A 15,131-nucleotide genomic window follows, 5' to 3' on the forward strand; every position below is an offset into this window, starting at 1 on the left:
GGCGCGCTCAGTCGTGGTGCTCGCGCACGCCGGCGAGCAGCAGGCTCAGAATACCCCACGCGATCATGCCGAGCGCGAACACTTCGAAGATCGATTTGAGGCGCTTCGGCTCGATTGCGATATCCGGCGTGTTGGGATTCACGAGGCGCTCGAGGTAGAGCTGCTGGCGCTGCGCTTCGCCGCGTGCGGTTTCCATGGCCGTTATCGCGGACGCAAGCTGCTTGTCTGCGACTTGCGAGTCGAGTTGCAGCCGCGTATAGCTCGCGCTCTTGTTCGACAGCGAATTCTTGCCGCCCGCGACGCCGCTCGCCGATTCCCGGATCTGCCGCTCGATTTCCACGATGTTGTTTTTGAGCACCGAGATCTGCGGGTTCTGCGGCGCAATGACCTGAAGCTGGCGCAACTGGGTCTGCGCGTTGAACAGCTCAGTCTGTAAGCTGGTGACCTGCTGCAATTGCAGTGCCGATTGCTTGTCCGGATCGAAGACTGCATTCGAATTGCGGTACGCGGCGAGTGCGACGGCTGCATCCTTCGCTTTCGCGGCAGCCAGATTGACCTGGTTTTGCGCGAAACTCACCATGTCGTGGGCGGCCCGCTGGTTCAATCTGTTGACGAGCTGCTCGCTCAAGCCGAGCAGCTTCGAGTTGATCGCGTATGCGTCGTTGGGCGTATAGCCGCGCACCTTCAGCGTGGCGATACCCGACGACGAATCGAGCGTCACCGACACGATTCGCTTGTCGTAGTACTTCCATAGCGATTCGAAGCTGTTGTCGAGCGACGCGTTGAAGCGGCTGATCAAGTCGCCTTGCTTCGAATAGGCGTCGAGCACATAGTTCTGGCCCAGCTCGCGCAGCGCGTCGCGCGACTGGATGTAATCGATGACGGAATACGTGTCGTCCTGCTCGCGCACGAGCCCCGTGCCTTGCAGCAGCGCGCCCATCACGCTCGGCTGGGCGGCCCGCTGGGCGCTTCGGACCACGAAACGCGATTCGGACACGTAAACGTCTGACGCGATGAGGCCGTAGTAGAGGGTCGCGATGACGGTGGGGACCGCCACCGTCAAGACGAACAGTTTGTCGAGTCGCTTGATCCGCCCGAGAACGCTTGCGTTCGCGCGCTTTTCGGTCGTCGGGACTGAGGATGCGTTGCCAGATACGTTTTCCAACTTCCCTTCCATCCAGGCTGATTGGCTCTTTGCATTCTGTCAAAAGACACAATTACCTTTCGACTTAAGAGCGGATTCGATCAAATGGCACGGTCATGCAACGGGTATAGCGCAAATAGACGTATTGTCTTCGCCTGCTTGATCGCTTTGTCGCATTGAACCGCGAACGGATGACTTCCGGCAAGTACGTTTTTTCTACCGGCGAGGCCGGCAGGTCACTGGGCGGCTGATTATAGCCAGCGAGAATGAATCGTGCCATCGCATGGGGCGCTTCGTCAGATTTGTGCAATACGCGATAGATCATTCAGGACATCTGTTTTGCTTTTTTTGGCAGGATGCTATATTCATTTTGCTCCCGAAAAGAGGAGCAGCCAAGTGCCAGCGTTAATATTCATAAAAGGTTCGTTTCGAGGGGCGGCGGCGATTTTTCCCTCGAGCGGGTCCATTTCGTCGGTTGACTTTTTTCGATGGCTCGCTCATTTCTTGTGCTGCAGGGAACGGCTTCGCCGTTTTTTAGCCGGTTGTCCGAAGCTTTGTCCCGGCGGGGGCACGCGGTGCGCCGAGTCAATTTTTGTGGCGGCGATCTTTTGTACAGCGGAGCGGGTGCGGCTTGGGATTATCAAGGCGCGCTCGACGAACTGCCCGACTGGTACTCGCAAGCAGTCCGAACGGAGGGGGTGACCGATGTCATTATGTTCGGCGACTGTCGCGAGGTTCACCGGCCGATGCATCCGATCGCGCAGGCATGCGGCCTGCGCATGCACGTGTTCGAGGAAGGTTACATTCGCCCGCACTGGCTGACGCTCGAGCGGCACGGCGTCAACGGCCGCTCGCTGCTGCCGCGCGACCCTGCCTGGTATGTCGAGCAACGGGCCGTCACGCCGCCGAGCCAGCCGGGGCGGCCAACCGGTTACAACCTTTACGAGCGCACATTCCACGATATCCGGTATCGTAGTGCAAACGCGTTTTATGCAAGCCGCTTTCCTCACTATTGCAGCCATCGTCCGAGGAACGGCTTGGTCGAATATGCAGGTCTTGCGATGCGCGCGCTGCAGTATCGCCGCCATCGCAGTAAAGCGGAGAAAGTGACGCAGGAGTTGCTGGGTACGCAATGCTCCTATTATTTGTTTCCGCTGCAACTGGGCTCGGACGCGCAGATCGTCGTCCATTCGCCGTTCGACGGCATTCGCGACGCGATCGGGCGGGTGATGCGCTCGTTTGCACGGAATGCGCGTTCCGATGCGTTGCTTGTCATCAAGAACCATCCGCTCGACACGGGATTGATCGATTATCGGCGCTTTACGTACAAGCTCGCGGCGGAACTCGGCATCGACAGGCGCGTGCGCTTCATCGACTCGGGCCATCTGCCAACCCTGCTCGAGCATGCGGCGGGCGTCGTGGTCGTCAACAGTACGGTGGGATTGTCGGCATTGCATCACCGCCGCCCGCTGATCGCGCTCGGCGCGGCCGTGTATGCGCTGCCGGGGCTCACGTGGCAAGGCGGTCTCGAGGATTTCTGGACGCAGGCCGAGCCGCCCGACATGACTCTCTATCACGCGTTTCTCGACTACGTCATGCATCACACCCAGATCAACGGCGATTTCTACACGCGTACCGGCATCGAAATGGCGACGGCGGGCGCGCTCGAGCGGCTGGAGGCGGCGCGTGACTAGCGGCGCGCCGCGCCACGTCGTCATCACGGGTGCAAGCTCGGGGCTCGGCCGCGCGCTCGCGCAGGCATATGCGGCGCCCGGCGTCGTGCTCGGGCTCGTCGGGCGCGATGGCGCGAGGCTCGACGAATGCGTGGCAGCGTGCCGCGCGCGCGGCGCGCTCGTCGTCGCCGGACAGTTCGATGTGCGTAACGACGGGGAGGTCGACACGTGGCTCATCCAGTTCGACGAGCGCTACCCGATCGATTTGCTGGTTGCGAACGCGGGCGTCGCGAGCACGCTCGCTTCGGCGGCCGACTGGGAGACCTTCGAGCGCATCGCCACCGTCGTCGATACCAATTTTTATGGCGCACTGCGTACCGTGTTGCCGGTTGTCGCGCGGATGCGGTTGCGCCGGCGCGGCCAGATCGCGATGGTCAGCTCGCTGGCCGCATTGCGCGGGATGGCGATTTCTCCTGCTTATTGCGCGAGCAAGGCGGCGATCAAGGCTTATGCGGACTCGGTCCGGCCGTTGCTCGCGCGCGATGGCGTCACGCTGTCGGTGATCCTGCCCGGCTTCGTGAAGACCGCGATGAGCGATGTCTTTCCGGGCGATAAGCCGTTCTTATGGCCGGCGGACAAGGCCGCCGATCACATCCGGCGCCGGCTCGCCGCGCGGCGCGCGGAGATTGCGTTTCCGGGGCTGTTGTCGCTCGGCATGCGCTTGCTGTCGGTGCTGCCCGCCGCGCTCGCGGACCCCATTCTCGGCCGGCTGTCGTATCTACCGCGCGAGGAGCGCTGAGATGAGCAGCGGGCTTGCGTTGGCGTTGACCTTTGCAATCGCACTGTCGTTCGTGCTCGATGCGCTCGCGATACCGCGCGCGCCGTGGCGCCGGCCGTTGCCTGCCATCGCATTACACGTGCTTGCCGTCGCGTTCTTCGGCGTATGCGTGTTCGCCGTCACCGCGCGCGCGTGGTTTTCTACTTTCGTCGCGCTTGCGCTCGTCGGCCTACTGGCAGCCGTTAGCAATGCGAAGTACGAATCGTTGCGCGAGCCGTTCGTATTCACCGATTTGAGCCTTTTCAGTCAGCTTTTCGCGCATCCGCGCCTGTATTTGCCTTTCCTCGGCGCCGGCAAGATCGCCGCGATCGCAGTCGGCGTCGCGCTGCTTGCGGCGGGATGCATAGCCGAGCCGCCGGTGGCGGCGCGGTCGTTTGCCGGCGTGCTGGCGGCGCTCGCCGCGTGCCTGGCGTGCGGCGTCGTGCTCGCGAAGCGTCTGACGCTCACGCTGGATGCGAATGTCGATCAACGGCGTCACGGTTTTCTCGCCACGTTCATCGCCTATCTGCTGAACGGGCTGCGGCCGGCGACATTGCGCGCGTTCGAGCGCGCGGCGGCGCTAAGCCCGTTCGCCGACGGGCAGGCCGCCGGCTACCCGGACGTGATCGTGATTCAGAGCGAGTCGTTCTTCGATGCGCGCCGCGTGATCGCAGGCATCGAGCCATCGATCTTCACGCATTTCGACGCCGCGCAGCGCGAGTCACACTATTACGGAGAGCTTACGGTTCCGGCGTGGGGCGCAAATACGATGCGTTCCGAGTTCGCGATGTTGACGGGGCTGGCGTCCGAGCGTCTCGGCTACGCGCGCTTCTATCCCTATGCATTCGTGCGCCGCGCGTGCGCGTCGCTTGCAGGCTGGTTTCAGCGTTCCGGCTATCGGACCCTCGCGATGCATCCTTACTACGCGGATTTCTTCGGCCGGGATCGCGTGTTTCCGCTCATGCATTTCGAGCGGTTCGTCGATATCCGCCACTTCGAGGACGCGCCGCGAGCCGGCCCGTATATTGCCGATCGCGCGCTCGCCGATGCGCTGATCGCGGAACTCGACGCGCCGCGGGACAAGCCGCTCTTCGCGTTCGCGATGACCATGGAGAACCACGGGCCGCTGCATCTGGAGCCGGTCGAGCCGGGCGAATCGGGCCGGTATCACACGCTCGGCGATGGTCTCGCATGGCGCGATTTGACGGTTTACTTGCGTCACGCCGCAAATGCGGATGCAATGATCGGGCGGCTGCTCGATCATGTGCGAGCCCGACGGCGGGATACGGTCGTTTGTTTTTACGGCGATCACGTTCCGGCATTGCCACATATTTTCGATAAGCTAACGATTGCACCTGAACGCAGCGACTACTTTATCTGGCGGAATTTCGGAACGCCGGCCGCCTGCCGACGAAATGCGCGTGTCGAAGAACTCGGTTCGATGCTGCTTCAAATGATCGAAGCCTCGCAAGCGAGCAACCCCACTGCAAGTGCATCGGAAAATACGACGCAACGATGAACGTAAAGATTGCAATTGTCGGGATGGCGTGCCGCTTTCCCGGTGGCGTGCAAAATCCGGACGAGTTCTGGAGGCTGCTACGCGACGAGCGCGATGCCGTTACCGAGGTGAGTGCACAGCGCTTGGGCACGGATTTCTATTGGCATCCGTCGAAGCGCGAGCCCGGCAAAAGCTACACGTTTGCGGCTGGCGTCCTGGAAAATGTTGCCGATTTCGATGCGGCTTTCTTCGGCATCTCGCCGCGCGAGGCGACGCAGATGGACCCGCAGCAGCGGCTGCTGCTCGAATTGGCGTGGGAGGCGTTCGAGGATGCCGGCGTGCGGCCGGCCGACATGCGCGGGCGCAATTGCGGCGTGTACGTCGGCGTCGCGAGCCCGGACTACGGCAATCGCAGCATGGACGATCTGAGCGCGGTCGATCCGTATTCGGCAACCGGCAATGCGCTTAGCATCGCGTCGAATCGCGTTTCGTATCTGTTCGATTTGCGCGGGCCCAGCATGTCGATCGACACTGCGTGCTCGTCGTCGCTCGTCGCGTTGCATCAGGCGGTCAATGCGCTGCAGACGGGTGACGCCGAACTCGCACTGGCGGGCGGGGTGAATCTGCTCGCGCATCCGTTCGGCTTCGTCAGTTTCTCGAAAGCGTCGATGCTGTCGCCGCGCGGCCGCTGCCGCGCATTCGATGCGACGGGCGACGGCTACGTGCGTGCCGAAGGCGGCGCGTTCGTTCTGCTCAAGCCGCTCGATCGCGCGCTCGCCGACGGCGACACGATTCATGCCGTGATCGCGGGCTCAGGAGTGAACTCGGACGGCTATTCGCCTGGCGGCATCAGCGTGCCCAGCGCGGCGACGCAGGGGGCGCTGCTGCGCGACGTGTACCGGCGCGCGGGCATCGATCCGCGCTCGCTCGTCTATCTCGAGGCGCACGGCACCGGCACGGCGGTCGGCGATCCGATCGAGGCGCGCGCGCTGATCGACGTCGTCAGCGCGCAGCGCCCGGACGACGATCCGCTGCTGATCGGCTCGGTGAAGACCAACATCGGCCACTTGGAAACGGCATCCGGCATGGCGGGGCTGCTGAAGGCCGTGTATTGCCTCAAGCATCGTGCGATTCCGCGCTCGCTGCATTTCGAGACGCCGAATCCGAACATCGATTTCGCCGGCGGGCGGCTGCGCGTGGTCGATCGCTACACGCCGCTCGGCGAGCGCGATGCGCCGCTGACGATCGGCATCAATTCGTTCGGCTTCGGCGGCACCAATGCGCACGTGGTGTTGACCGAGGCGCCGGCGCGCGCGAAGGAACCCGCCGCATCGATGACAGTGATCGAGCCGGGCGACGCAAGCCCGCATGCGGCGAATGCGCCCGCGCCGCTCGTGCTGACCGCGCGCGTGCCGCAGGCGCTCGCCGCGCTGGCCGCGGATTATCTGCGCCGCCTCGAAGGCGGTTGCGCATGGCAGGCGCTTGCCGCAGGGGCCGCGCGTCGCCGGCAATGGTTCGACGCGCGCGCGGTGGTTGCGCCGTCGAGCGTCGCGGCGGGCCGCGAAGCGCTCGCCGCGCTCGCGGCCGGCGCGTCGACGCCGGCATGCGTGGCGACGGCCCACACGCTCGAGCACGGTCACGACGCGCGCGTCGCGCTCGTGTATTCCGGCAACGGCTCGCAGTGGGCGGGAATGGGGCGCCAGCTTTACGACGAGGACGCGGTATTTCGCGATGCGGTTGCCGAAGTGGACGCGCTTTGGAGCGCGGACGGCAGCGCGTCGCTCGTCGGCGTGCTGCGCGCGGGCGCGAGCGCCGAATGGCTTGCCGCCACCGAGCACGCGCAGCCGCTGTTGTTTGCGATCCAGGTGGGCATCACGCGCGTCATCGACGCGCACGGCGTGCGTTTCGAAGCCGTCACCGGCCACAGCGTGGGCGAGATTGCCGCGGCTTGGGCGGCGGGCGCGCTGACGCTTGCCGATGCAGTGCGGGTCATCAAAATCCGCAGCCGCGCGCAGGCGCTGACCCGCGGCAGCGGGCGCATGGCCGCTGCGGGCCTCGACGAGGCGGACGCGCGCGCGCTGATCGGGCGGCTGGGGCTTGAGCCGAGCGTCGAGATCGCCGGCGTGAACAGCCCGCAGGCCGTGACGCTCGCAGGTCCGCTCGATGCGCTGCTGGCCATCGACGCGGCACTGCGTGCGAGCGGCCAGTTCTTTCAGCTTCTCGATCTCGATTACGCATTCCACAGCCGGCAGATGGAGCCGATCAAGCCGGTGGTGCTCAAGCAGCTCGCGGACCTTGCACCGCGCGCGGGCTCGGGCGGCTTCGTGTCGGCCGTGACCGGCGAGCGCCTGACGGGCGACGCGCTCGGTGCGCAATACTGGTGGCGCAATATTCGCGAGCCGGTCCGCTTTAGTGACGCGATCGCCTGTATCGCGGCGAGCGGCGTGCGTCTGTTCATCGAAGTGTCGCCGCATTCGATCCTGCGCACCTATGTGAAGCAGACGCTCGCCGCGCTGAAGCTGCCCGGTACGACGCTGCCCACGCTCAAGCGCAACCAGGACGGCGCGCAGATGTTGCGCCAAGCGGTTGCGTCGGCTGTCGCCCATGGCGCGCCGGTCGATCTGGATCGTTTCGTGCCCGACGCGCCGCGCGTCGCATTGCCGACCTATCCCTGGCAGCGCGAGCGCTATTGGCTCGAATCGAGCCCGGAGGGCTGCAACCTCGTCAATCGCCGCCGCGAGCATCCGCTGCTCGGATACCGGCTGAGCGGGCCCGCGCTGGCGTGGGAAAACGAGCTCGATCCGCTGCGCATGCCGATGCTTGCCGATCACGTCGTCGATGGCGGCGCGACCTTTCCCGGCGCGGGCTATGTCGAAATGGCGCTGGCTGCCGCCCGCGCGTTTTTCGGCACGCCGGATTGCGCGCTCGAGCACCTCGAGATCCGTGCGCCGGTAGTGTTCCAGGGGCAGCAGACGAAATGCTTCCGCTTCACGATCGAGCCGCGCACGGCGAGATTCCGGATCGAGACGCGCGACAGGATGAGCGATGCGCCGTGGGTCGAGAATGTCGTCGGCCGCCTGCTCGAAAGCGGCAATACGCTCGATGCGTCGAGTGCGGTGCCGCGTGGCGAAATGGAGCGGCTGCTCGCGCGGCCCGATGCGGGCGCCGCGGCACTGTACGACGCGGCGGCGGCGCTCGGGCTTGCGTATGGCCCGGCGTTCCGCTGGGTGCGCGCGGTGCGGCTGGCGGGCAACACGTCGCTCGCCGATGTCGCGGCGCCGCCAGCATGCGGTGATGCGCTCGAACGGGCTGACTATCTGCTGCATCCGGCCTTGATGGACAGCGGGTTCCATCCGCTGTTCGCGCTGCTCGCGCAGCGTGCCGCCGAAGCCGAAGCTGGAGCCCGAACCCAGGCCGACGCAGGCACGCTGCCCGCGGCATACGTGCCGGTCCATCTCGGCCGTATCGATTACCTGCGCGGCGACGCGATCGTGCGCGTGCTGGCGCGCATCGAGCGGCGCAATCCGCATTCGATCGTCGCGTCGTTCGAGTTTCTCGACGCGGCCGACGCGATCGTCGCCCGGCTTGCCGGATGCCGCTTCAAGCGTATCGATCTGGTCGCGCGGCGGCTCAATCCGCCCGCGCGCTTTGTCTATGCGCTCGACGCGAAGCCGCTGCCTTCCACATTCGATGCAAGCGTGCTGCCCGCGCCGGCGCTGCTCGTCGAGCGCGCGCTCGCGTCGCTTGCGTCGCGCGAGGATTTCACGCGTCGCACGCGTCACCTGACCGAGATGCTGCCGCTTCTGGACGTGCTCGCGAGCGGCTACGCGCTGGCGGCGCTCGATGCAACGGGCGCGTTCGGGCAGCCTGCGCCGTTGGCGGGCGAGCGCGCGGCGCTCGTCGCCCGTCTGGCGGCGATGCTGGTCGAGGACGGGCTCGCACACTGGGACGGCCCACGGCTCGTGCGCAATGACGCATCGTGCGCGCTGCTGCCCGCGCTCGACGAACTTTGGCGCGGCTTGATCGCCGAGTCGCCCGGCCATGTCGCGGAGCTGACCTTGCTCGCGCACTGCGGCGCGACGCTGCCGGCCGTTTTGCGCGGCGAAGCGGCGTCGCGCCCGCTGTCGTCGACGGGCGACAGCCTCGTCGATCACTTCTTCGACGCGTCGCCGACCTGGAGCCACGCGCACGCGCTGCTGGCGGCATGCGTCGACGAGGCGCTCGCGACGTGGCGGCTGCCGCGCCGGCTGCGCGTGCTCGAGATCGGCGATCCGGGCCGCGACGTGCTGCGCCCGCTCGGCGTCGTGCCCAGCGCGGTGCGCTGCGATTACACGATTGCCGGCACGCCGCGTCAGCTCGCAAGCTTCGATGCGCATGCGTACCCGTCGGTACAAACGATCGCGCTTCAGACCGGCGACGCCTTCGCATTCTCGACCGATGACCGCACGCCGTTCGACATCGTGGTCATCGACCGTGCGCTCAGCGCGCGGTCCGATCCGCTTGCCGTGGTGACGGTCGTGCTCGAGCGTCTGGCGCCCGGCGGCATCGTCGTCGTAACGGAACAAAGCGGCAGCCGTTTCGCCGATATCGTGTTTGCCGTCGTTTCGGGCGGCGCGCACGCGGCCGGCGCCACGTCCGCGTCGCCGCTGCCGTGCGCCGCGCCGGGCGAGATCGAATCGTTGCTCGCGCACGCGGGTTTCATCGACGTCACGCGCTATCTCGAACAATCGCTCGATCTCGAAGGCGTGCCGACTTTCATCGTCGCGCGCAAGCCGGCGGCGCGGGTGCATGACGATCGCGAGGCGCTCGATGGCGCCGTGTGGGACAGCCTCGATACCGCTGCCTATGCGGAGCGCTGGCTCGTCGTGACGGGCGACGACAACGATGCGTGCGCGGCGCTTGCGAGCGCGCTCGTGGGCACCGGCTGCTACGCGCAAGCCGTGCCGCTCGAGCGCGTGGCGGAAATCGTCGCGCTTGCATCGCCCGCGCAGCCGCATCACCTGGTGTTCGTCGCGCCCGACGCGGCAGTGGACGACGATGCCGACGGCGGCGAGCTGATGCGCGCGCAGCAAACGGGCGTCGTTTCGCTCGCGCGGCTCGTGCGCGAGCTGTGCGTCGTCGATGCCACCGCGAGCGCGAGGCTGTCGGTCGTCACGCGCGGCGGCGCGCCGTTCGAGGCCGAAGGCGCGCCGCTGAATCCGGCGCAGGCCGGGCTCTGGGGGTTCGGCCGGGTGCTCGCGAACGAGCATCCGGATCTGTCGTGTCAACTGATCGACGTGCATCCCGCGCTCGAATTGCCGCTGGATGCGCTGGTGCGCGAATTGCTCGCGAACGACGACGAGGAGGAAGTGCTGCTCACGCCGCAGGGCCGTTTCGTGCCGCGCATGCTGAGCGCCGCGCAAGCCGACGCGCGCACCGATACGCTCGGCGTGCGTCCGGCCGCCGTGCTCGCGTTCGATGCGCCTGGGTCGCTGCGCAATCTCGAATGGTTCGCGCAGCCGCCGCGCGAACTCGAGCCCGACGAAGTCGAGATCGAACCGGTTGCGACCGGCTTGAATTTTCGCGACGTGATGTACGCGATGGGCCTGCTGTCGGACGAGGCGGTCGAAGCGGGCTTCGCCGGCGCGACGATCGGCATGGAGCTATCGGGGCGCGTCGTGCGCGTCGGGCGAGACGTCGACGGATTCTCGGTGGGCGACGCCGTGCTCGGCTTTGCGAGCGCGGCATTCGCCACGCGCGTCAGGACGCGCGCCTCGGCGCTCGCGCACAAGCCGTCGCAGCTGTCGTTCGAGGAAGCGGCGACGATTCCGACGACGTTCTTCACCGCGTATTACGCGCTCGCCGAACTCGCGCGGCTGCGCGCTGGCGAGCGGGTGCTCGTGCATGGCGCGGCGGGCGGCGTCGGCATCGCGGCGATTCAGATCGCGCGTCACCTGGGCGCGGAGGTGTTCGCAACGGCGGGCAACGACGAGAAGCGCGAGTTCGTGCGTCTTGTCGGCGCGCATCACGTCTTCGATTCGCGCAGCCTGTCGTTTGCCGACGAGATTCTCGCGCTGACGCACGGCGAAGGCGTCGACATCGTGCTCAATTCGCTCGCGGGCGAGGCGATGGTGCGCAGCATCGACACGTTGCGCCCGTTCGGCCGCTTCCTCGAACTCGGCAAGCGCGATTTCTACGAGAACAGCCAGATCGGTCTGCGGCCGTTGCGCAACAACATCAGCTATTTCGGTATCGACGCCGATCAACTGATGAACGCGCGGCCGGATCTCACCGCGCACCTGTTCGGCGACGTCATCGCGCTGTTCGAGCAACGCGCGCTGCATCCGCTGCCGTATCGCGCCTTTCCGGCTTCGCGCGTCGAGGATGCGTTCCGCTATATGCAGCAGGCGCGGCAGATCGGCAAGGTGCTGGTCACTTACCCCGCGGGCACGCCGGCGCCGACGCGCAGCAGCGCGCTGGCGCCCGGCGAGCTGCGGCTCGATCCGGCCGCGGGCTATCTGATCGTCGGCGGCACGGGCGGCCTGGGCTTTGCGAGCGCGCGTTGGATGGTGTCGCGCGGCGCGCGGCACCTGACGCTTGCGAGCCGCGGCGGCACGCTCGAGCCGGCGCTGCGCGACGAGACGGCGCAGTGGCGCGATGCGCTTGGCGTGCAGGTGCACGTCGTCTCGTGCGATGCGACCGATGCGGCGGCGCTCGCGCGCGTGGTCGGCGAAATCGGCGCACGCGGCACGCCGCTCAAGGGCGTGCTGCACTCGGCAATGCAGATCGACGACGGGCTGCTGCGCAATCTCGATGACGCGCGTTTCAACGCGGTGCTCGCGCCGAAGGTCGCGGGCGCGTGGAATCTGCATCGCGCGACGCGCGATCTCGCGCTGGATTTCTTCATCGTCTATTCGTCGGTGACGACCTATCTCGGCAATCCGGGGCAGGCAAGCTACGTCGCCGCGAACAGCTTCGTCGAAGCGCTCGTGGCCGCGCGCCGCGCGGCCGGACTGGCGGGCACGGTCATGGCGTGGGGGCCCGTCGACGACGTTGGCTTCCTCGCGCGCAACACCGGCACGCGCGACGCGTTGCAGGCGCGGATCGGCGGCGTGTCGATCACGTCGGGCGAGGCGCTGGCCGCGCTCGAGCGGGTGCTGTGCGCGGGCGAAGCCGGCGAGGCCGTGGTGCGGCTCGACTGGCAGGCGGTGTCGCGCGGCATGCCGGCTGCCGGCGCGCGCCGGTATGCGCTGCTGCGGGCGTTCGGCGCGAGCGAGCCCGCGCGCGAAGGCGGCACGCGCTTGCGCGCGCAAGTGCAGGCACTGGCACGCAACGACGCGATCGGCACCGTCGAAGACAATCTGCGCGCGCAGATCGCGCGCATCCTGCATCTGTCGCCCGACCGGATCGCGCTCGATCGGTCGGTGCTCGATCTCGGCATGGATTCTCTGATGGGCATGGAGCTTGGAATGGCGATCGAGGAGACGTTCGAAGTCAAGCTGTCGGTGATGGCGATCGCCGATGGTGCGACCGTGCATTCGCTGGCCGAGCGTATCGTCGATCTGATTGCCGGCGCGGCTAACGCGTCGGCCGCGTTCGACGGCGAAGCGGCACGTCGCGCGTCGCTGGTCGAGCAGCACGGGCTCGAAGGCGCTGCGCGCGACGCAATGCTGAGCCCAGCCGGCGGCGCCGAGCCTGCGGGCGCGGCGGCAGCAAGTGCGCCGAATCCGCTTGCGTTGACCGCATGAGCGCGCCGGCCGGCTGGCAGATGCGCGAGGGCACGCTCGCGCGCGAGCTTGCCATCGCGGGACGCGGCCTGCACACCGGGCGTCGCGTCAACGTTCGGATTCTGCCCGCCGACGCGCGCGCGCACGGCGTCGTGTTCCGCCGCCTCGAAGGCGGCCGGGAGCTGGCGACGCTCGCTGCCGATCCGTCATTGAGACGCGCGCAGCCGCTATGCACGATGCTGCGCAATGCCGACGGCGTCGGCGTGCGCACCATCGAGCATCTGCTCGCGTCGCTGCTCGCGTGTGAGATCGACCATGCGACCGTCGAGCTCGATGCGGAAGAACTGCCGATTCTCGACGGCAGCGCGCAGCCGTGGGTCGATGCGCTGCGCGCCTGCGGCCGCGCGGCGCTGCCCGCGCCGAAGCGCTTCATTCGGGTGCTCGAGCCTGTCGTCGAGGCGCACGGCGCCGGCGCGGCACGGCGCGAGATGCGCATCGAGCCCGCCGAGCGCTACGAGCTTAGCGTGCGCAACGATCTGAAAGGCTTCGGCGACATGCACTGGCACGGCGTGCTGACGCCCGACGTGTTCGCCACGCAGATCGCTCCGTCGCGATCTTACGGGCGCATCAAATGGGCGATTCCGGCGATCGTTGCCGGTTATCTGCGCGGCGTGCCGATTCTGCGCGGCGCGCGGCCGTCATGCACCGCGTCGATCATCGGCAAGCGCGTCGTCGGCGGCTTGCGGCAACCGGACGAATTCGTCCGGCACCGCGTGCTCGACCTGATCGGCGATCTCGCGCTTGCCGGCGCGCCGTTGCTCGCCCGCGTATCGGCATGGCGGCCGAGCCATGAGATGAACTTCCGGCTCGTCGAAAAGTTGCTGTCGACGCCGGGAGCATGGGAATGGGCGGAGTTCGTCGCGTAATATATGAACTTCACTCACGAGACAGGCGAACGGTTCAGATGGGATTGGGAGATCACCTGCGCCAGCAGCTCGCGGCGAAAGCACTGAAGCGGCAACTGGATCGCGTGTCCGACGATGGCGGCGCGCGTCGCGCTTTGCCCACGTCCACCGCGCATGCGACGGGCGATCCGCGAAGCTGGTTCGAGGCAATGCCGCAATATCAGCAGGTGAAGCTGATTCGCGAGATGGGCGAGAAGCTGCGTGTGGCATCGCCGTTCTTTCGCGTGCACGACGGCGTGGCTGGCGCGACGACGCAGATCGGCGGTCGCGAATACGTGAATTTCGCGAACTACAATTATCTCGGTCTCGCGGGCGATCCGGCGGTGTCGGCGCGCGCGAAGGAGGCGATCGACCGCTACGGCACGTCCGCATCGGCGAGCCGGATGGTCGCGGGCGAGCGGCCGGTGCAACGCGAACTGGAGCAGGCGCTTGCGTCGTTTTACGAAACCGACGACTGCGTCGTGTTCGTGAGCGGGCACGCGACGAACGTGACCGTGATCGGCTCGCTGTTCGGGCCGGGCGATCTGGTCATCCACGATGCGCTCGCGCACAACAGCATCGTGCAGGGCGCGCAGTTGAGCGGCGCGAAGCGTTTGAGCTTCGCTCACAACGATTGGCGCGCGCTCGACGCGCTGCTCGCGCGCGTGCGGCGAGATTACCGGCACGTGCTCATCGCGATCGAAGGCCTCTACAGCATGGACGGCGACTTGCCCGACCTCGAGCGGTTCGTCGAGATCAAGAAGCGTTACGGCGCGTTCCTGATGGTCGACGAAGCGCATTCGCTCGGCGTGCTCGGCGCGACTGGCCGTGGCATACGCGAACATTGCGGCGTGCCGTCCGACGAGGTCGATCTGTGGATGGGCACGCTGAGCAAGGTGTTGGCCGGATGCGGCGGCTTTATCGCCGGTTGCCAGCCGCTCGTCGATATCCTGCGCCATCTCGCGCCGGGCTTTCTTTACAGCGTCGGCCTGTCGCCCGCGCTCGCGGCCGCGTCGCTCGCCGCGCTCGGCAAGCTGCAGGCCGAGCCGCAACGCATCGCGACGCTGCGCGAGCGCGGGCTGCAATTCCTCACGCAGGCACGTGCGGCAAAGCTCAATACCGGCACGAGCGTCGGCTACGCGGTCGTGCCCGTCATTACCGGCAGCTCGATTAAGGCCGCGCAGTGGGCGAATGCGCTGTTCGACGATGGAATCAACGTGCAGCCGATCTTCTATCCGGCCGTCGAAGAGCGGACCGCGCGCTTGCGCTTTTTCATTTGCTCGACCCACGAGCCCGAGCAGATCGATCGAACGATCGCGGCGCTCGTGCGGCTCGCGCGCTGAATGCCG

General features: G+C 66.8%; 7 protein-coding genes. 6 read left to right on the top strand and 1 reads right to left on the bottom strand.

Annotation, left to right across the window (positions count from 1 at the left end; translation table 11 throughout):
- Positions 1–7 precede the first annotated feature (7 nt).
- Positions 8–1,165 carry a KpsE/RkpR family capsule polysaccharide export protein gene (locus AQ611_RS04845; protein ID WP_059520102.1) on the bottom strand — a complete coding sequence of 386 codons (1,158 nt, stop codon included), beginning with the start codon at positions 1,163–1,165 and terminating at the stop codon, positions 8–10.
- 467 nt (positions 1,166–1,632) lie between these two features.
- On the opposite strand from AQ611_RS04845, the gene AQ611_RS04850 reads away from it, so the two are divergent.
- The 6 genes from AQ611_RS04850 to AQ611_RS04875 are packed head-to-tail and all read left to right on the top strand — an operon-like array spanning position 1,633 to position 15,125.
- The gene (locus AQ611_RS04850) at positions 1,633–2,838 is read left to right on the top strand and encodes a capsule biosynthesis protein (protein ID WP_069233853.1); all 1,206 of its coding nucleotides are present in this window, start codon (positions 1,633–1,635) and stop codon (positions 2,836–2,838) included.
- Positions 2,831–3,616: an SDR family NAD(P)-dependent oxidoreductase gene (locus AQ611_RS04855; RefSeq protein ID WP_069233854.1), complete on the top strand. Its 786-nt coding sequence runs from the start codon at positions 2,831–2,833 to the stop codon at positions 3,614–3,616. The genes AQ611_RS04850 and AQ611_RS04855 overlap by 8 nt, the downstream gene beginning before the upstream one ends.
- Before the next feature lies 1 nt (position 3,617).
- Positions 3,618–5,153 carry an LTA synthase family protein gene (locus tag AQ611_RS04860; RefSeq protein ID WP_069233855.1) on the top strand — a complete coding sequence of 512 codons (1,536 nt, stop codon included), beginning with the start codon at positions 3,618–3,620 and terminating at the stop codon, positions 5,151–5,153.
- Positions 5,150–12,859, top strand: a complete 7,710-nt coding sequence (locus AQ611_RS04865; protein WP_069233856.1) for a type I polyketide synthase — start codon at positions 5,150–5,152, stop codon at positions 12,857–12,859. The genes AQ611_RS04860 and AQ611_RS04865 overlap by 4 nt, the downstream gene beginning before the upstream one ends.
- Entirely contained in the window at positions 12,856–13,764 is a 909-nt protein-coding gene (locus tag AQ611_RS04870) for a UDP-3-O-acyl N-acetylglycosamine deacetylase (RefSeq protein ID WP_069233857.1), read from the top strand. Before AQ611_RS04865 ends, AQ611_RS04870 begins: the two co-directional genes overlap by 4 nt.
- A gap of 38 nt (positions 13,765–13,802) precedes the next feature.
- Entirely contained in the window at positions 13,803–15,125 is a 1,323-nt protein-coding gene (locus AQ611_RS04875; RefSeq protein WP_069233858.1) for an aminotransferase class I/II-fold pyridoxal phosphate-dependent enzyme, read from the top strand.
- Positions 15,126–15,131 lie beyond the last annotated feature (6 nt).

This window comes from Burkholderia singularis, assembly GCF_001718875.1.
GTDB lineage: Bacteria > Pseudomonadota > Gammaproteobacteria > Burkholderiales > Burkholderiaceae > Burkholderia > Burkholderia singularis.